16 protein-coding genes and 1 tRNA gene are annotated in these 18,320 nt (G+C 53.7%); all 17 read right to left on the reverse strand.

Annotated elements, in window-relative coordinates:
- Positions 1–33 precede the first annotated feature (33 nt).
- A complete protein-coding gene (locus GQS10_RS20350) occupies positions 34–939 on the reverse strand; it encodes a serine/threonine protein kinase (RefSeq protein ID WP_341805110.1) in 906 nt (301 codons plus the stop codon).
- Positions 923–1,675, reverse strand: a complete 753-nt coding sequence (locus GQS10_RS20355; RefSeq protein ID WP_166245772.1) for a vWA domain-containing protein — start codon at positions 1,673–1,675, stop codon at positions 923–925. The genes GQS10_RS20350 and GQS10_RS20355 overlap by 17 nt, the downstream gene beginning before the upstream one ends.
- Before the next feature lie 519 nt (positions 1,676–2,194).
- Positions 2,195–3,106, reverse strand: coding sequence for an AraC family transcriptional regulator (locus GQS10_RS20360; protein ID WP_166245697.1), 912 nt, complete (start codon positions 3,104–3,106; stop codon positions 2,195–2,197).
- A gap of 234 nt (positions 3,107–3,340) precedes the next feature.
- Positions 3,341–5,839 (reverse strand): stage II sporulation protein E, encoded by a 2,499-nt coding sequence (spoIIE, locus tag GQS10_RS20365; RefSeq protein ID WP_166245698.1) that lies wholly within the window; start codon positions 5,837–5,839, stop codon positions 3,341–3,343.
- Positions 5,840–6,195: 356 nt separating this feature from the next.
- Positions 6,196–6,269 (reverse strand) — tRNA-Met (locus tag GQS10_RS20370).
- A 257-nt stretch (positions 6,270–6,526) separates the two neighbouring features.
- Positions 6,527–7,027: a S1 domain-containing RNA-binding protein gene (locus tag GQS10_RS20375; protein WP_166245700.1), complete on the reverse strand. Its 501-nt coding sequence runs from the start codon at positions 7,025–7,027 to the stop codon at positions 6,527–6,529.
- 96 nt (positions 7,028–7,123) lie between these two features.
- A complete protein-coding gene (locus tag GQS10_RS20380; RefSeq protein ID WP_166245702.1) occupies positions 7,124–7,450 on the reverse strand; it encodes an FtsB family cell division protein in 327 nt (108 codons plus the stop codon).
- A 38-nt stretch (positions 7,451–7,488) separates the two neighbouring features.
- Positions 7,489–8,085, reverse strand: coding sequence for a spore cortex biosynthesis protein YabQ (yabQ, locus tag GQS10_RS20385; RefSeq protein ID WP_166245704.1), 597 nt, complete (start codon positions 8,083–8,085; stop codon positions 7,489–7,491).
- Complete coding sequence (gene yabP, locus GQS10_RS20390; protein WP_166245774.1) at positions 8,082–8,366, reverse strand: sporulation protein YabP; 285 nt, start codon at positions 8,364–8,366, stop codon at positions 8,082–8,084. Before yabP ends, yabQ begins: the two co-directional genes overlap by 4 nt.
- Positions 8,367–8,447: 81 nt before the next feature.
- A complete protein-coding gene (locus tag GQS10_RS20395) occupies positions 8,448–8,741 on the reverse strand; it encodes an RNA-binding S4 domain-containing protein (RefSeq protein ID WP_166245706.1) in 294 nt (97 codons plus the stop codon).
- Positions 8,742–8,750: 9 nt separating this feature from the next.
- Complete coding sequence (locus GQS10_RS20400; protein ID WP_166245708.1) at positions 8,751–9,023, reverse strand: HU family DNA-binding protein; 273 nt, start codon at positions 9,021–9,023, stop codon at positions 8,751–8,753.
- 171 nt (positions 9,024–9,194) lie between these two features.
- A complete protein-coding gene (gene yabN, locus GQS10_RS20405; protein ID WP_166245710.1) occupies positions 9,195–10,736 on the reverse strand; it encodes a bifunctional methyltransferase/pyrophosphohydrolase YabN in 1,542 nt (513 codons plus the stop codon).
- 13 nt (positions 10,737–10,749) lie between these two features.
- Positions 10,750–12,432, reverse strand: a complete 1,683-nt coding sequence (locus GQS10_RS20410; protein WP_243735306.1) for an oligosaccharide flippase family protein — start codon at positions 12,430–12,432, stop codon at positions 10,750–10,752.
- A 109-nt stretch (positions 12,433–12,541) separates the two neighbouring features.
- The gene (gene spoVT / locus GQS10_RS20415; protein ID WP_166245714.1) at positions 12,542–13,084 is read right to left on the reverse strand and encodes a stage V sporulation protein T; all 543 of its coding nucleotides are present in this window, start codon (positions 13,082–13,084) and stop codon (positions 12,542–12,544) included.
- Positions 13,085–13,421: 337 nt separating this feature from the next.
- Positions 13,422–14,495, reverse strand: coding sequence for a peptidylprolyl isomerase (locus GQS10_RS20420; RefSeq protein WP_166245716.1), 1,074 nt, complete (start codon positions 14,493–14,495; stop codon positions 13,422–13,424).
- Positions 14,482–18,009: a transcription-repair coupling factor gene (gene mfd, locus GQS10_RS20425; RefSeq protein ID WP_166245718.1), complete on the reverse strand. Its 3,528-nt coding sequence runs from the start codon at positions 18,007–18,009 to the stop codon at positions 14,482–14,484. Before mfd ends, GQS10_RS20420 begins: the two co-directional genes overlap by 14 nt.
- A gap of 51 nt (positions 18,010–18,060) precedes the next feature.
- Entirely contained in the window at positions 18,061–18,294 is a 234-nt protein-coding gene (fin, locus tag GQS10_RS20430; RefSeq protein ID WP_166245720.1) for an anti-sigma-F factor Fin, read from the reverse strand.
- Positions 18,295–18,320: the final 26 nt, after the last annotated feature.

The following is an 18,320-nucleotide window of genomic DNA, read 5'->3' on the forward strand; positions in this document are numbered from 1 at the left end:
CCAACGTCCCCGAACTTCACAAAAATGCTCCGCTTAGCGGAGCACGATAAACAATACGGATGCGAACAAGAGCAGGGAGGCTGCAAACAAACCGGAAATCCAGCCTACCATAACACCGGTTGACGCGTGGCCTTCCTTCGCGTTGGCCTGCTTCCGCCAATCGGCCAGTGCCTCGTCCGCATCGACATAACCGCCCTGCAGCGCCTTCTTCAAAAAGGCGCGAATCTTACGGCAGGCCGGCGCGCGATCGGCAATCTCCATGAGCAGCGTGAGATTTCGCATTTGCGGCAGGATCGGCTCGTCCAGCTTACGCTGCGGATCAGCCAGCTGCAGCAGCAAAACGGCAACCGAGAATAAATCATAGGCCGGATTTGCCGTCCGGCTTCCTGCATTCCAATATCCGCGGTCGTACAGCTCCGTAAACTGCTTCACCGATCGTCCAGCCGCAGTGACCCCTCCGAAATCGATCAAATCGACTTTGCCGTATTCCGAAACCAAAATATTGCTCGGCTTAATATCCCCGAACACCCACCCGCTCCGGTGCAGCTCCGCCAGCTTTTCAAGCAGGCTTCTGCCGATGACCTGAAGCCAATCCAGCCCGTTCTTCTGAATATAGGACGAAACATGCTGTCCCTTCACATACTTCATAACATAGAAAGGATACGGCTGGCCTTTCACATAATAATCGTCGACCTCCAGCAAATACTGCTGCGCGGTGCGGCTGGACTGCTGCAGCGCCTGCAGCGCATTCACTTCCGACTGCAGGTCGAGAGGATCAAACCCGATTTTCATGGCATATAACGCGCTTGCTCTGCGAACCAAGTACACCTTTCCGTTCGCGCCTTGCCCAAGCAGCGCTTCGATTCTATATTCGCCCTTTCTCCATTTCCCGATAATCATCGAGCCCGGTGAGAAATGAGGCTCAAACGACGTAATCACTCAACATCCCGTCCCTATTTGTTGTCGTTCCGGCAATCGCTGCTGTTGAATCCTGCTGTTCTGTTCCGTATACGAAATACCGAACCACATCCTGCAAGGCGGGACCCGTAGGCGTCGTTCCCTGCATCGTTAATTTTACAAGCAAGCGGTCCAATTCCGCAATATTATTCGTCCACGGACTGTCCATAACAGCATATTCGCCCGGAAGGTTTCCCGGGAAATAAAATACCGCGACCTGACTGCTGCCCTGACGGGCGCGCAGGCTGAGCGATAAATCAGCGATCGCTTCCCGAACCGCCTGCAGCTTCGCCCTCATGCTGGCACTGGCATCAACCAGCACCGCAACCTTAAGAGAAGAGCGTTCCGTCAGATCGTCCATGACCTGTACGACCTTGGCCCGCTGCTCCAGCGGCAGCTGCTCCACGGCGCCGTTACCGCTCCCTAGAATTTGCTTTAACTCCTTACTCACAACCTGATGAATCGTATGTGTAACCGTGCGGCGCGTCATCATTTGCACCGTTTGCGACAAGTCCCGGGAATGTACAACGCGGCTCATCCCGCCCCCGGCTTTGGCAATCTCCTCAATTTCCCGTTCTCCCCGAGCCGTCCACTCGCCGCCGTCTGTGATTCCGATAACATTAACAATAATTCCTTCCGCACGTGCTTCCGCGGCGCTTACCGCTGGAGATATCCCGACATTGGAACAACCGTCTGTCAGCAAAATAATTTGTTTCAGCATACTGATCCCTCCCGCGAACTCTACGAATTCCCCTAGTAGTCTCAGTCTCGCCCAAATGGTTCCAGTATAATCAAAAGAACGAAAAAAAGAAGGCCTCCGCAATTAGGCGGCGCCTCTTAGTCCGGTTCCTCCAAGGCTGACATTCACGGACCTAGCCCTTTTAAAAGGTTAATCGCGAAATGGCGCGTTACATCCAAGTCCGAAAGATGGTTCCGTATGCCCTTAGTAAGCGCAATCGAGCAGGTGTTGCTAACAGCCAGACGCACTAACATGAAAAAGATCGCCCCCCCACCTATATGCTAGCTCGGTGGACTGGACGATCTTGATTCGCAACCAAATCGCTCTCTCTATAATCTGCAAAGCTCTATACTAGATGAGAAATAAAACATGCGAGACGGAGGACCCGCTTCACATGAATGAATTTACATTACTCTTGCTTCGCTGTATCATTTCCCTCGACCGCCTGAAGATGACCCCCGCCTCCGCCTTCTCCCTCGCTAGTGCACCCGCCATGGGTTATCCTTTGTTACACGCTTTAACAGGTCTCGCCTCAATATAACCTCTGTAGCCTTGGGGGACTAATTGAAATCTCGGCCCGTCCTCGTCCGCCCATTCAAAGCCATAAATTTGAGGGTTGTAGCTCTTCATCACATTCCATAGATCCCCAATCGCTTGTTCGAACCGCTCGTCCTCGAACGGGGGGCCTTGGAACACCATCATCTGGCAGGCTGGCAGATCGATGATTTCAAAGCCTTCCGGCACCTTACCGGAATAATGTTCGGACACTTCAACACCTTGAGCATAGACCGATGTACCGGGTTTTCGAAGCCCTTCGGGGAGCCACATTCCGATCGGTTCGTACAGCGCTTCTTGGATCGACGTAAGCGTATCCCATACGTCGGAACCGGTTTCCTCACAGTATTCGAAGTAATGGGTTGCATGTTGGCCGCGTTTCAAGATTAGCTTCCTCGGCGGACGATCGACGACTTGTACGAATACCGTGTTTACATTCGATGGGCTTGACATTGTATCCTCTCCTTTTTGTAGGGTGAGATAGTAGTCACGGACTCGGGAAGGCATAAACAGCTGAATAGGCGGCGCTTCCTTGCAGAAAGACCGAGGGTTAACGCCGAAATGCTTCGTGAACGCTCTGGTGAACCCCTCATGTGAATCAAAAACGAATTCGAACGCCACGTCCGTTACTTTAACCTCTTTTTCCTTCAGCTTTACCGCAGCCAGAGATAGCCGAAGCGCTCGAATATACTCGAAAGGCGTTTGGCCGAGCAGTTCCTTAAAAATTCTCGTAGAATGCCACGGTGAGTACCCGGCGGCGCTAGCGAGCATACGCAGCGTGATCGGTTCGGTAATGTGCTCGTCAATATACACCTGCATCTTGCTGACGGCACTGATTTTCTCCCAGTGATCCATGCCCCCACCTCCTTGCCTCAAGGATACTTCAGTCACAATAGCCGTACTTGACCGTGGTTGCGCTCTTTCATGTGTCATTCACACTTATCATAAAGGACAATCGAGAAGAAAGCATCGCCCAAATCCGGACGAAGGATGGCTCACAAACAGCAAGAAACCCCTCCGTGGAGGGGCCAATTGGATTGAGAAAACGTCTTCTCTCCTTTGCCGGGGATGGTCGCTTCTTCCCCTTCTTTAACTTACCGTCCGAGGACGCTCGATATTGTGCATGCCATGCCAGCGGAAGGCCGCCCACTCCGGCTTAAACTTTTCTACCTTCGCCACGAGCACCGTCATATCGTCGTAGATTTCGCCTTCGTGATGGCGGAACACCGTCTCCAGCAGGCAATCGGCAATATCCTGCGGATCGTCGGTATGCATTTCTTGAATAATGCGTTTCATCCACAGCTCTTTATTCACCGCATGACCCGGCGCATCGTAAATGCCGTCCGTCATCATGATCAAAATATCACCCGGCTCCAGCTGCTGGCTGATCAAGTCCACATCAATTTCCCGCAAAATCCCTACCGGTAAATTGTTGCCCGTGATCGGAATTACTTGGTTGCCCCGCTTAATAAAGCTTGGCGTCGAGCCGATTTTCATAAATGTCGTATTCGCGTTATACAAATCGATGATCGCCACGTCCACCGTTGCATATACCTCATCCGAGGAACGCAGCAGCAGCACCGAGTTCACCGACTTAATCGCCAGCTTTTCATCCATGCCCGATTGCAGCAGCTGCTGCAATATCGACAGCGCCGCGCTGCTTTCCGCCCGCGCCCGCTCGCCGTTGCCCATACCGTCGCTGACGGCTACGGCAAACTTCCCGTTGCCAAGCTCGACCATGCTGTAGCTGTCTCCGGAGAGCAGCTCGCCGTTCTTGGCCGCCGAAGCGATGCCCGTTTCAATCGAATATTCTTTCGCCGAACCAAACATAACGGTACTGAAACCGTCGGAAGGCACACCGTTTTTCTCATGCTTCACGGCAATGTTCTCGCCCAAAATATCGGACAGCAGCGGCGCAATAATTTTGCGGCACTCGTCCAGCCCTTTGTTATATTGGTGTATGATCTCAATTTCCACATTGCCTTCATCCAAGCTCACAATGTCGATGCTGTAAATGGAGAGGCCGAGATCCTCCAGCGCATGGCGAATCTGCTCCTCCTGCAGGAACAGCTCATGCCCTTCCCGCTTAATTTCGCGCGCCAAATCCTCCATTACCTGCGACACCCCGGAAAGCTGCTCTGCCACGAGGCGGCGGCTTTCCGATATTTGCTTTTTCCAATGCTGATCGTATTGATACTGCTCGTACTGCTGCTTCATCACATCCAGCACAAGATCCGTTTTGACGCAGGATTGCTTCCATTCGTTCTTAAGCTGCTTCTTGCTGAACTCCGGCTCCATTTCGATACTCGTCATCATATCCGTCATGTAGGTATAGGTACGGTAAAACTTTTCGTCCCAGCACTGGCGCTGCTTCCAGCATCCGGCGCACGCTTTTCCCGCCACGGCATTCATGAAATGGCCGACTTCCTCTTCACGGTGCTGCACTTGTCCGGATGCTTCCGGCGCAACAAGGATAAAGCTTTTGGAGAGCTGACGGAACACCTCTGAAAATTGCTCTACCCGACCAGCAGTAATATCCCGGACACGTCGTGCATAGTCATGATATGACTTCACATTTTCTGCGGTTCCCGGCACATATTTGGCAACGACTTGAATGAAGCTTTTCGGGGTCATGAGGAACATAATTACGGCAATTGAGGATTCGAGCAGCGACTGGAGCACCGCACCGGCTTCTCCAACGTATACCGATAAAATGGACGACCCGATTAAAAGACCCAAGCCGACGGCCACCTTGCCCCCTTGATTGAGCAAACCTGCCAGCATTCCTGCGAACGCAAGCAGGCTGATCTGATAAATCGACTCCACACTTGCCAAGCTCAAAATTAATCCCGTCACGACGCCCACAGAGGCTCCCAGCGGCGCGCCTCCAACAAAGGCAAACAGCAGAATAAAATAACGGGACATGATATGTTCGACCGAAGCGCCGCTGACCATCCAGCCCACCGTGCCGGTCATTACAGAAGCAAGCAAAATGATTAGGCAAATGATTTCTTCGTTTTTAAGGTTGTAATTTTTACGTGTGAGGGTAAACACCGGAATCGCCTGCAAAAAGATCATGGTCAGCACGAGGCTGAGTAATGATTCGACGCCCGCCATCAGCACCGTATAGGCGCCCAGCTCGTTTTGCACTGTAAAATAGAAGAGCTTCACCAGGAAGGCCGACGCGAACACGATGATTGGCACCGACGAAAGCTCCGATCGTTCAAAACGCTCCATGGCACGGTGAATCAGCACAAAAACCAGCATTTCACCGATAATGATACCAGCCTGCATTTGCATCGATAGAACACTTCCCGCAAATACCAGAAGGCCTGTCCAGCCGGCCAGGTCTCTACGCAATATATACACTGCCGCAAAAAATGCAGCCGCAAAAGGAGAGAGCTCGTCCAAGATCGTAGCGCGTCCTAACAAAAAAGCCATGATCAGCAAAAGAAGCGACCATTTCTTAGCGACAACGGTCTGCCATATCCGGTTTTCCGCTATGACTTCTTTTCCTGCCGTTTTCGATTTGCGCCACATTTGATCCCACTGTGCTCCAACGTTCTCCACGACATTCCATTTCATCATACGATAAGGCACCACCTAATCCGTTTTATGTGCTCTCATTATATAAAGAAGCTAGCATAAAGTTTGTCACAATGAGGTGGTTGCTAGAAAGAAATTTCCGACAAAAAATCAGCGCCTCGATGTCAGCTTGAAAGCGTACAGCAGCAAGGGTTTAGCCAGCCGGCTGTGCAGCATGCGTCGAATCAGGCGCAACCATTCGTCACCCTGTTGGGGAAAAACGCTGTCGATATGTAGAGAGCGGGGGAAACGAACCAAACAAGATGAGCTGTACCATCAAAAAAACATGAGGCCGCAGAAAACCATACAATACAAAAAAGTCGCCCCGCAAGGGACGACTTTTATGATTTGTTTCTGTATAGCGGCGGAGGGGATCGAACCCCCGACCTTACGGGTATGAACCGTACGCTCTAGCCAGCTGAGCTACACCGCCACATTTTCAAGTGGGACAGAGTACAGTATAATCGGGTGCGTGCCGCTTGTCAAGTTGGGGTTTGGTGGAATGGGTGGTCTGCCTTGGGCAAAGAAAAAAACCGCCAGATCTGGCGGTTTTCCCANCATTTTCAAGTGGGACAGAGTACAGTATAATCGGGTGCGTGCCGCTTGTCAAGTTGGGGTTTGGTGGAATGGGTGGTCTGCCTTGGGCAAAGAAAAAAACCGCCAGATCTGGCGGTTTTCCCATTTTATGCTTTAAACACGACGCGCGCCGCGGCCGCCGCGTTTGGATTCGGTATTCTTCTTAAGAGATGAAATCCGCTCTTCGCTGTCTTTCAGGAACCTCGACATTTTGTCCTCAAATGTCAGCCGATTCCCGCCACCGCCTCTGCGATCTCGATCAAAGCCTCCGCGACCTCCACCGCCTTGACCTCCGCCGCCTTCGCGATCTTCTCTGCGGAACGGTCGATCATTACTGCGTGGTGGCCTGTCATTGCGTGGTGGCCTCTCTCCTTCCGGGCGATCTACTGCTTTCCGGATGGAAAGACCGATCTTGCCGTCCTTATCTACGTTAATGACTTTCACGGTGACAACATCGTCAATCTTCAGATGATCTTTAACATCCTTAACGTAGTTGTCGGCAATTTCGGAGATGTGCACGAGTCCAGTGACGCCCCCCGGGAGTTCGACAAACGCTCCGAAATGGGTAATTCCTGTCACTTTCCCCTCAAGCTTGGCGCCCACTTCAATTGACATAAAAGTAAATGATCCTCCTTAAGAATTTAAGATAAAGTCGGCTAATCGGATTATACCTGATGGCTCATTCTCCGGTCAACTTGGGGATGAATGCCATTAGGAACCAGGTTTAGGCGGTGTTAAGGTTACATCGCCCGGCCGACTCATTTGAAAGTCTTTACGAACCCTCTGTTCAATATATTCCGGAGTGTTCAATCGGGTGATTTCCAACTCATACTGATCATGAAGTTGCTGCGCTTCCTGGAACGATTTGTCCAATCGCGAGAGATCGGTTTCCGAACGACTTAGCTGCTCCCGCTGCTGCCAAATGGTCCATATGGAAGACAGTAGGAAAACCGCTACAAACAGGAGCCATAACTTCGTCAGCCGCTTCAGCTTCGTCGACGATTGATCTGCTGTTCCTGTTGATGCTCTTGAGCCCATCACAAGCCTCCTGGTACAAATGCTACTTCCTTCCGCCGCTATCGCTTCAGCCAGTCTTTAAACCAAGGCCAAACGTTCTTCAGCTTCGTTCCGAACGTCTTCAGCCCCTTCGGCATTCTTACATGCTTCTGCAGCGGGCGAATGATCGGACGAAGTAAAAAACGAAGCAAGGACCACAAAGGATACAGCAATTGTACCATAAATTTGTATAAGAATATAGATACAGCGAGTAAAAATCCAAAAAGCAGGACAACAAATCGGTACAGCAATTTGAGCGGTTTCAGGATCAATAGATCCGCAAGGCGCAGCAAAAGCTTGTACAAACGAATAATGGTGTCTATCACCCAATTGATCACTTGAATGGCGAAACTGCTTAGCAAAGCGAAATGAAAACAGACGCCGATCAGCAGGCCTAAAAAGACATGGTAGCGGATTTCACCGAAATTGCTGTGGTATAAGACCCGGAACGAAAACAGGGTGGCGACTAAAATGTACACGACGTCGCAAAGCGGGAGGAGCCAGCGGGGCGCCCGCAGCCGAGCTGCGAGCACCCTGTAAACGTCGAACATTACTCCGAGCACGACTCCGCTCCCCGCCATTGCTAGTAGGGTGTAGAACTGATTGGCCGCGTTCACTTGAACAGCTTCCCGAAAAAGCCTTTCGACTTGCTGTCCGAGCTTCCGTCCACGTAAGCCATTTCGTCTACCAATCCCTCAATCGCCACCAAGCCCTGCTCCAGATTTAAGTTTTTGATATGTAAATTGTGGCCTTTAATGACGAGGAAGCCGCACTCCGTTTCCAGTAAAAATTCCTCGCTGTCAAAGCTCTCGACGTTTTTCACCCCGGTCACTTCAAGCAATTTTCGGTTTAGCATCTTCACTTCTTGACGTTTTCCCGGCTTGCCCGCTTCGATCATGGCATGTACCCCTCCCTTTACCACTAACATATGGGGGCCGTCCGTTTTTTAGAACATGCGGGCAAAAAAGAAACGAACAGGCTATTCCGCCTGTCCGTTTCCAAGCCATGGATCGTTATCCTTATGGCTTTCTTCTTTAATTACCGTATACAGCTGTGCGGCTTCTTCCTTGCGCGGGTTCTCGGCGATCTTCTCCACGCGAACCGTCACGCTCTTTTGGCCGAATCGAACCGTCAGCTCGTCTCCCGCTTTCACGGTGCTGCTCGCTTTCGCTTCTCTGCCGTTAATCCAAACCCGCCCCTGCTCCGACACATCCTTCGCCACCGTACGGCGCTTGATGAGCCGGGAAACCTTTAAAAATTTATCCAGCCTCATCGGCTTCTCTTACTTTACTGCGTCTTTCAGCTTGTTTCCTGCCTTAAATGCAGGAACCTTTGTTTCCGGAATGCTGATGTTTTCGCCGGTTTGCGGGTTGCGGCCCGTGCGGCCGGAGCGTTTGCGGGTTTCAAAAGTTCCAAAGCCGATCAGCTGTACCTTCTCGCCGGAAGACAGTGCATCGGTTACTTCTCCAAGAAACGAATTCAATACCGTTTCAACGTCTTTCTTCGTCATGCCGCTTTTCTCAGAGATGCTGTTGATCAGGTCTGTTTTGTTCATGATTCTTCCTCCTAAAATTGTTCGAGCTCATCATTCATTCTCATGTAAGGCACAATCAGGCATGCACAACAGCCCAGCTGCGCTGCGAATCAAACCTGAAGTACGTTTTATGTATTCTTTGCTTCGCAGGAAAATCCTTCTATCTGCGCAGCTTACAAGACATTTTTTTTATTACGGCCTTACAGGGAGCGACTTAGCCTCCTGCCAAAACGACTCCATCTCTGCTAACGTAGTCTCGGCAAAATCAACACCTTTTAAACGGAGCTGCTCCTCAATATACGAAAAACGAGTCATAAATTTGCGGTTGGCGGCCGCCAGCGCTTCGTCCGGGTCCAGCTTTAAGAACCGTGCCAAATTCACCAGCGCAAACAGCAGATCGCCGAACTCCTCCAGCTGCTTCGTTTTGTCCCCATTCAGGGTTTCCGTAAGTTCCGCCCATTCCTCCATCACCTTATCCTGCACATCCTCGATCCGATCCCAGTCAAACCCGACCTTCGCCGCCTTTTTCTGCAGCTCCAGCGCTTTGAGCAGACCTGGAAGCTCACGCGGAATCCCGGACAGGACGGACAGCTTGGCCGGATCTACTCCCTTGTCAGCCTTCTCCTGCTTCTTGATTTCATTCCAATTCACAAGCGCATCCTCGGCATCGTCCGCCGATTTCTCTCCGAACACATGCGGATGGCGGCGAATCAGCTTTTCATTCAAGGTTTGGATGACATCGTAAACCGTAAAGGCGCCGGTCTCCTCTTCCATCTGGGAATGCAGCATAATTTGCAGCAGCACATCCCCAAGCTCCTCGCACATGGCATCCGGATCGTCGTCGTCAATCGTCTCCAAAACCTCATATGTTTCCTCAATGAGGTTCCGTCGAATCGAAGCATGCGTCTGCTCCCGGTCCCATGGACAGCCGTCCGGACTGCGCAAAATCGCGACAATTTCATGCAGCCGGTCAAAATGCCGCAGCCGCAGCCGTTCGTCGCTGCCGCCGGGTACGAATATCATGCTGAGATTGCCGTAAGGCTGGCCGTGATCCAGCTCGTGGAGCGGTATCGTCTCGATCCGTTCCTTACCCTTGACCCCCAGCTCATGAGCGACCTTTACCGGGTAATCGGGCGGATACACCTCCATCAGCGTCAGCTTGACGTCGGAGGCAACCGTATTGTCATACACCTGTCCGATCAGCAAATGCCTTCTTGGCTGGAGATCTCCGCGATAGAGCGCACCGCTTTCCGTATTCACATTCTCGATGGTCGGAAAGCCGCCCATTGCTGTTGCATCAAGGAGCTGAAAGCCTTCAATCGGATCGATGCGAAGCGCCAAAAACGCACGGTCCAAGAAGCTTTCGCCGCCCTCGCACTGCACATCGATGCCGCGTACCGGTCCTTCCTCCAGCAGCAGCCGCACCGTCTGCTCGGCGACCATTGGATGGCCGGGCACCGCGTACATCACCGGCTCGGTTGAGCCAGCGTTTCCTGCTTCCTGGAGCAGCTGATCTACAATGCGGCGGTACACCTGCTGAAAAGTCCCCTCCTGCTCGTATGTTTCATCGAAGCTTTGGAACGTTACGCCATGCTCTCGGAGCAGCTCCACGACGGGATGCTGCTCGGTCCGCAGAAAGATACGTCCGGAGCTTTGCAGCTTGCGCCATATGCCTAAGGTTAAATGATCCGGGTCGCCGGAGCCAAGGCCAACGATATGTATGCTTGCAGTCATAGGTGCTGTCCTCCTACCTGTTCAATTTTATAATCAGCCGCTTCACAAAGCCGGGAAGCGGCTCTAATTCATGCTCGGGCATCATGCCGACGGCTGCGGCGGTGCGCAGAAACACGGCGGCGCCGACGGGCACGCCGACTGCGCAGATGAGCGCGCTTAGCGCGCGGCCCTCTAGGCCAAGCAGCTGCGCCACGGCTTCCTCGCAGAGGAGCCGGACGAGCAGCACGGCGGCGGCCATGCTCGCGCACGGCGCCAGCGAGCGCAGAAGCGTCCGGGCGGCGCCGAGCCGCAGGCCGCGCCGTTTGAGCGCGGCAAGCTGGGCTGCCGCCGCAGCGGCGAGCGCGATGGCCGTGGCCGCAGCCGCCGCGGCGATCCCCCACAGGGGGAGCAGCACGGCGGCGGCCGCCACCTTCAAGAGGAGGGCGGCGGGCACGGCGAGAGCCGGTATGCCCGCGCGCCCCAGCCCTTGAAGGAGCGCTGCCGTGACGGACGCTAGGGCCGCGAAGCAGGAGGCTCCGGCGAACCAAACGACCGCTGCCGTTCCTTTGGCGTCGGCGAACAGGAGCACGTTCACCGGCTCCGCCAGCAGCGCCAAACCGAGCGCCGCTGCGGCGCCGAACAGCCACGTCCAGCGGACGGCCTGCTCCGCGTTGACGCCTCCCTCTTGATGCGCGGCCGCATCACGCGCATCAAGGCCTGCCGCGCCGGCGCTCCCGGCGCGATCCTCGGCTAAGGCGGGGACGATCGCCGCCGCCACGGCTCCAGCGAGCATGACGACGAGCTGCATGAGCGTTTGTCCCCGCGAGAACGCGCCGAAGTCGCTCATCGCGTCGTACCCGGCGGCGCCTTCAGCGTACGAATGCCGCATCACGAGGAAGACGTCGGCGAACAGCAGCAGCGGAATTAACAGCGAGCCGACCACAATCGGCAGCGCTTGTACAGCCATGCGGACAAGCAGCCCCGCAGTGCGGCCCGCTTCCGGCTGCTTCCGGGCGGCTGACCGCCCCGGCCCCCGTCCTGCAGTCCTGCCTCCTCGCTTATACAGCGCATATGCGCACAGCAGCCCGGCCGCGCCCCCAACGGCGGAGCCGCCCATCGCGCTCGACGCGATAAATTCCGGCCCGGCCGCCACACGCAGGCCGTAAAACAGCAGAGCAATAATAAAGGCAACGCGCACCGCCTGCTCTGCCGTTTGAACGGCGGCCGACGCCATCATGCGGTCGAGGCCTTGAAAATACCCGCGGAACACCGCCGATACCGGCATCACCAGCACGGCCAGCGCGGCCGCCTGAAGTGCCGGCGCCGCTGCCGCGTACCCGATCCAGCCGGCGAACACCGGCGCCGCCACAAACAGCACCGCACCGCCGAGCAGGCCGCCGGCTCCCATAAGCCACAGCCCCGCCCGCAGTACAGCGGGCGCGACACCGCCGCTTCCGTATGCGCCGTCCGACCGGCCGCCGCTCTCTGCAGCGAGCTTCGACACCGCGAGCGGCACTCCCGCGGACACCGCAAACACAAACAATTGAAAAAACGGGTACACCGCGTTATAGATCCCGAACGCGGCGTCCCCCGCAAAATTTTGCAGCGGAATTTTTTGTACCGTCCCCAGCAGCTTCACGACCACCGCCGCAGCTCCCAGCACCGCCGCTCCCTGCAGCCAGCTCCGGCCGGCTTTATTTTCCCGATATGAGGGCATCGTTCAACTCTCCCTTGTTGTCCCCCTCATTATACTTCAAGCCGCCGACAAAACAAAAAGCTCCCTCGAAATATCGATTTCGAGGAAGCCTCATGTATCGTTCAAAATCTTATTGTTCCATTTGCTTCGCAAGGAAGCCGGCAGCGGTTTCTGCCATTTTTTGCTCCATTTGTCCCATCTTCACGCCATCCGTTTTGCTAATAAGAATAACGGAACCGATTGGGTCGCCACCCGCTACGATCGGCGCGATTACATAAGAGGTGTAGCTCTCCGGTGTTTCCTTGCAAAGCTCATATTCGCCAGGTGTTGCTTCGCTGACCGCCTTGCGGCTCTCCATGCAAGCCTCCACCGTGCTGCCGATTTGCTTATCTAAGTATTCTTTCTTCGATGCCCCGGCAACAGCGATAATGGTATCGCGGTCCGAAATCATTGTAATATGGTTCGTGCTTTCATTCAGGGATTCCGCATATTCCTTGGCAAAGTCGCCAAGCTCTCCGATCGGAGAATACTTCTTCAAAATCACTTCACCGTCACGGTCGACGAAAATCTCTAACGGGTCCCCTTCACGAATACGGAGGGTACGACGAATTTCCTTCGGGATAACCACTCTTCCTAAATCATCGATGCGACGAACAATACCAGTTGCTTTCATTGTCTTGTTGCCTCGCTTTCCTTGAAGATTAGATGCCACCTGGATCATTCATTTATGGTGATGGGAGGGGTTCGTATCTCTGTCTTTAGTATGTTCCATCTTTAGAATCTTATTCACAACATTGACATTCCTTGGACACACCGTAGAGACTTGGAAAATCGTTTTCGTCTTGAGCTCCAGTGAAGCTTGTGTGTAGTATGTACCAATTACTCCAATGTCAAAACGCCAATTCGATGTAAAACAATGGGACTTCAGCCCGCTCACCCTCGCTGCTCCCTGGATCCTTGCTTCCTTCAAAAAAAACGAGCCAAGGCCTCAGCCCTGACTCGCTTCATTTCTACTTCTTCTCTGTTGCCGCATCTCCGGCCGGAGCGTTTCCGGTTCCCGTTCCTGTGCCAGCACCCGCATCGCCGCCTGTAGCCGCTCCGCCTTCCGCAGGCGTCTCCACTGGCAGCTTAATCTCCGTGATTAAGCCCGGCAGCTCCTTCTCAATAAACTCCGACAGCTTCTGACCCGCCAACTCGCTGCGAATTTGCTCCTTCGCCTCGTCGTAGGCTTTCGTCGTACGCTTGTCCACTCTCATCACATGGTAGCCGAAGGATGTCTCCACCGGCGGCTCGCTAATTTGACCGACCGGAAGCTTTCCGGCCGCTTCACGGAAAGCCGGCGCCCAAGCGGTTTGTCCCAGATTCTCATCGGCGTAGGTTCCTCCGACATCCTTGGAGCCCGGATCCTCCGAATATTCCTTGGCAAGCGCGGCAAAATCGCCGCCCGCTTTCAGCTTGGCGATGACCTCTTCCGCCCGCTTCAGCGCTTCTTCCTTCGATCTCAGCTCTTTCCCGGTCGCTTGATCCGTTAAGCCAATCAGAATGTGAGATACCGTTGCCGTATCAAAATAATACGGGTCGGCTTTCAGACTTTCGTCATACTTGGCTTTCACCATATCCTCGGTCACATTTTTCTCTTCCGCCATGAGAGCGGAGAGACTGTTTTCGATATACGCTTGCAGATCCGATTCTTGTAAATTGTTGTTCTTCAGATCGTTTTCAAGCGCCTTAGCGTCCTGAGCATTATACATTGTTTTTAACTGCTCAATCTGTTCCTTCGCCTTTTCCGAAGCTTCCTTGCGCGTCGCTTCATCCGCTTTCGCCGAAAGCAGGCGCAGCCCGATCAGCTGCTTCACCATCGCATCACGGAACTGCGGGTCATCCTTGAAGGAAAGGTACATCGGATTGAAAAAGGTTACGGTATTCACGAACGTGTCAAACTCAGTCTGTGTTACGGTGCCTTCCTTGTAGGTGGCAATAACCGTCTTGTCCTCTTTTGCACCGCCGCAAGCAGCGCTGAAAGCAGCCGTAGCAGCAATCAGCAGCGCCAAAGCGACAGGGCGCAGGGCTTTATGGAGCCGCATTTTGCAGTTCCCCTTTCTTTTTAAGCACTTCGTTGTATTTTACCAAAAACTTCTCCAGCATTTCCAGCCCGGCTTCCTGCGTCATCCCTCTTGCGGAAAGAGCAATATGAATTTGTGGTCCCGGAATGACTCTTACCTTATGCTCAAAGGTTTGGCTGAGCTTAACCAGCTTGGTTCCCTCAATAGCTTCGTTCTGGCTTGGATCCATCAAAATCGTAATTTCATCACCCTTGCGGGCCATGCTTCGGATTTTATACAGCATGCCGTATACGCGAATACGCGAAACCCGCATGAGCGCCACTACCGATTCCGGCGGCTCGCCGAAACGGTCGATCAGCTCGTCCTGTAAGTCTTCGGCTTCCTCCAGACTGCGCACCATCGAAACTTTTTTATAAATTTCAATTTTCTGCGTACTGTCGTAAATATATTCGGACGGAATGTACGCATCGACGCTGTAATCGATTTGCGTAACCCACTCGCGCTCCGGCACCTCGGCGTCCGCACCGTCGATGCCCAGCTTCAGCCGGTTAATTTCTTCCGTCAGCATTTGCGAGTAGAGATCGAAGCCGACCGAGGCGATAAAGCCGTGCTGCTCCGCCCCAAGCAGATTACCCGCACCGCGAATGGCCAAGTCGCGCATGGCGATTTTGAAGCCCGAGCCAAGCTCGGTAAACTCCTTGATCGATTGCAGGCGCTTTTCCGCAACCTCGTTGAGAACCTTATCCCGTTGATACGTAAAGTACGCATAGGCGATCCGGTTGGAGCGTCCAACCCGTCCGCGCAGCTGGTACAGCTGGGATAAGCCCATTTTGTCCGCGTCATGAACGATCAACGTGTTTACATTCGGGATGTCTACACCGGTTTCGATGATGCTCGTGCTCACTAGGACGTCAAACTCTCCATCGAGGAAATCGAGGATCGTCTTCTCCAGCTCCTGCTCGGACATTTGCCCGTGACCGACCGCCACTCTCGCTTCCGGCACCAGCATGCGGATTTGATCCGCCATCTGATGGATGCCCTGGACGCGGTTGTACAGGTAATACACCTGGCCGTTTCGGGCCAGCTCCCGCTCAATCGCTTCGCGCACAAGCGCCGCACCGTATTCGACCACATATGTCTGCACAGGAAAACGGTTTTCCGGCGGCGTCTCGATAACGGACAAATCGCGCACCCCGAGCATCGACATGTGCAGCGTACGCGGAATCGGCGTCGCTGTCAGCGTCAGCACATCGACATTCGTTTTGAGCCGCTTCAGCTTCTCCTTATGCGTGACCCCGAAGCGCTGCTCCTCGTCGACGATCAGCAGGCCGAGGTCCTTAAATTGTACATCCTGCGAAAGCAAGCGGTGCGTTCCGACCAGCACATCGACCGTCCCTGCCTTAACGCCCTTGATCGTCTCGTTCTGTTCCTTCTTCGTGCGGAAACGGCTCAATACCCCAACCGTGAACGGATAACCGCTAAAACGCTGCTTAAATGTTTCAAAATGCTGCTGCGCGAGGATCGTCGTCGGCACAAGCACCGCGACCTGCTTGCCTTCGATCGCTGCCTTAAACGCAGCGCGCACCGCGACTTCCGTCTTGCCGTAGCCGACGTCGCCGCAGAGCAGCCGGTCCATCGGCCGCGACTTCTGCATATCCTTCTTGATTTCCTCAATTGCCCGCAGCTGATCCGCCGTTTCATCGTAAGGGAAGTTATCCTCAAATTCCTTTTGGTACGGCGTATCCGGACCGAATCCAAAGCCCGGCGTCGCCTGCCGGGCGGCGTAAAGCTTGATCAGCTCATCGGCAATATCCTGCACCGACGAGCGCGCCTTCGATTTGACGCGCTGCCATTCCGAGCCGCCGAGCTTGTAAATCTTCGGCTCCTTGTCTTCGGCGCCGACATATTTCTGCACCATATCGATTTGCTCGATCGGCACAGACAAACGGTCCCCGCCCGCATAAACGATATGCAAGTAATCCTTATGGATGCCGCCGACCTCAAGCGTGCCAATGCCGACATATTTGCCGATGCCGTGGTTGACGTGAACGACGTAGTCGCCCACCTTCAAATCCATGTAGCTCTTAATCCGCTCCGCGTTGGCAATCTTTTTATCCGATTTTTTCGGCTTCCGGTTGTTTTTCTGGGTAAACAGCTCATTTTCCGTAATAACAATCAGCTTGATTGACGGCAGCTCAAAGCCCGCCTGCAGCGACCCGTTGTTAATTTCCGGCTCATCGATTTGATAATCCTGCAGCACCCGGCGGACACGTTCGATCCGCTCCTGCCCGGAAGCGAGAATCATTACCTTCGAGCCGGCCTTTTTCCAGCGCTCCATCTCCGCTTTCAGCACATTCATTTGCCCGTGAAAATGCTGCATGCTGCGCGTCATGAAGTTCACGATGTTTTGCGGCTGCGTATGCGGAATCTGACGTAAAAAGAGCGACATATACACAACCTGAAACGGCTTATGGAAAAAGAGAGACTCATAGCTTTTGGACAGCACAAAGGAAGGCAGCGTCTGCCCTTCGGACAGCAGCGACGTCGTCCATTCCGCCTCGTCCTTTTCCAATTCCTTAACGGTTTCCAAAAGGCGGGTCGGTTCGTCCATTAGCAAAAGCGTTTCTTTCGGCAAATAATCCATCAATGTGGCGCGTTCGGGGTAAAGCAATGAAATATATTTATAAATTCCTTGAAAATACATATGTTCCCGAAGCCATTCGATTTCTTTGCCGAGCTCCTGTGTGAGCCGGTCGCGTACCTGCCGGTCGTTCATCTTGCCGAGCTGCTCCTGCAGCAAGCTGAAGGCATGATCCGCCGCATTCTCGAACCGTCTGCGCTCAGCAAACACTTCTCTTGCCGGCAGCAGGTCGATCCGCTCCTCCTTATCGGTCGAGCGTTGATCGCTGACATCAAACTGGCGGATCGTATCGATTTCATCGTCGAACCACTCGATCCGGTACGCCGACGCCGAAACCAGCGGGAATACGTCCAGAATCCCGCCGCGAACGCTCAGCTGGCCTCTGGACTCGACGCGATCCACCCGTTCGTAGCCGTACGATGTCAGTCTCGTAATGACCTGCTCCATTTCAATCGTTTGCCCTACGGCAAGCGTGGTCGTCGATTCTGCAACCACTTGCGCCGGCGGCAGCAGCTTTCGAACCGATGCATACGGAGTGACAATCACTCCACGAAAGCCCGAGGCAATCTTTGAAAGCGCTTCAATTCGTTGAGACGAAATTTCCGGACTTGCAATCGCCGCCTCCGCAGCAATCGATTCGTTGCCCGGTAAAAACAACACCTGGTCTTTCGGCAGCAGCTCCGCCATATCTTCTACGATTTTTTGCGCGGAAAACATATTATGCGTTACGATCACGATCGGACGCTTCAGTTCATGATAAAAAGCGGCAGACATAACCTGCCGCACAGAGCCGGAAAGCCCGGAGACCATCTGCTCCTTCATTCCGGCTTTGACTCCCTCAAGCACCGCTCGAAAATCCGAATCGCGGGAAAACACTTCTAGCAATTCGTTCATCGTGTTAAGACACACCTTTCCAACCCAACTCAGCAGCTTAAGGATATTTTGTTATTGGAGGGGGCTTGGAACCAGAGAAAGCTCCGGATTCGCCTCAAGCGCCTGCCTGCAGTAGTCACAGGTCACGTTGACGGTAATGTCTCCATTCATATCATAGGAGATCATTTCGTCCCGTTCTTCCTCCGTTAAAAAATGAAAGCCCAGCTTGTTCTCATCCACTTGACTGTGGTTTTGCCATTCGTCCACCTTGCTGCGGCAGTGACGGCAAATGTACTTTACAGACATATTTATGCCTCCTAGAGTTCACCTAT

Source organism: Paenibacillus turpanensis (genome assembly GCF_011421635.1).
Lineage (GTDB): Bacteria > Bacillota > Bacilli > Paenibacillales > YIM-B00363 > Paenibacillus_AK > Paenibacillus_AK turpanensis.

Coding starts and splice junctions, on each gene's coding strand:
- spoIIE (WP_166245698.1), bottom strand. CDS start 5,839: ATGATGAAATGGAATGTCGTGGAGAACGTTGGAGCACAGTGGGATCAA.
- GQS10_RS20380 (WP_166245702.1), bottom strand. CDS start 7,450: ATGGGCTCAAGAGCATCAACAGGAACAGCAGATCAATCGTCGACGAAG.
- yabN (WP_166245710.1), bottom strand. CDS start 10,736: ATGACTGCAAGCATACATATCGTTGGCCTTGGCTCCGGCGACCCGGAT.
- mfd (WP_166245718.1), bottom strand. CDS start 18,009: ATGAACGAATTGCTAGAAGTGTTTTCCCGCGATTCGGATTTTCGAGCG.
- GQS10_RS20410 (WP_243735306.1), bottom strand. CDS start 12,432: ATGCCCTCATATCGGGAAAATAAAGCCGGCCGGAGCTGGCTGCAGGGA.
- GQS10_RS20395 (WP_166245706.1), bottom strand. CDS start 8,741: ATGAGGCTGGATAAATTTTTAAAGGTTTCCCGGCTCATCAAGCGCCGT.
- yabP (WP_166245774.1), bottom strand. CDS start 8,366: ATGATCGAAGCGGGCAAGCCGGGAAAACGTCAAGAAGTGAAGATGCTA.
- GQS10_RS20400 (WP_166245708.1), bottom strand. CDS start 9,023: ATGAACAAAACAGACCTGATCAACAGCATCTCTGAGAAAAGCGGCATG.
- GQS10_RS20360 (WP_166245697.1), bottom strand. CDS start 3,106: ATGGATCACTGGGAGAAAATCAGTGCCGTCAGCAAGATGCAGGTGTAT.
- GQS10_RS20420 (WP_166245716.1), bottom strand. CDS start 14,495: ATGCGGCTCCATAAAGCCCTGCGCCCTGTCGCTTTGGCGCTGCTGATT.
- fin (WP_166245720.1), bottom strand. CDS start 18,294: ATGTCTGTAAAGTACATTTGCCGTCACTGCCGCAGCAAGGTGGACGAA.
- spoVT (WP_166245714.1), bottom strand. CDS start 13,084: ATGAAAGCAACTGGTATTGTTCGTCGCATCGATGATTTAGGAAGAGTG.
- GQS10_RS20375 (WP_166245700.1), bottom strand. CDS start 7,027: ATGTCAATTGAAGTGGGCGCCAAGCTTGAGGGGAAAGTGACAGGAATT.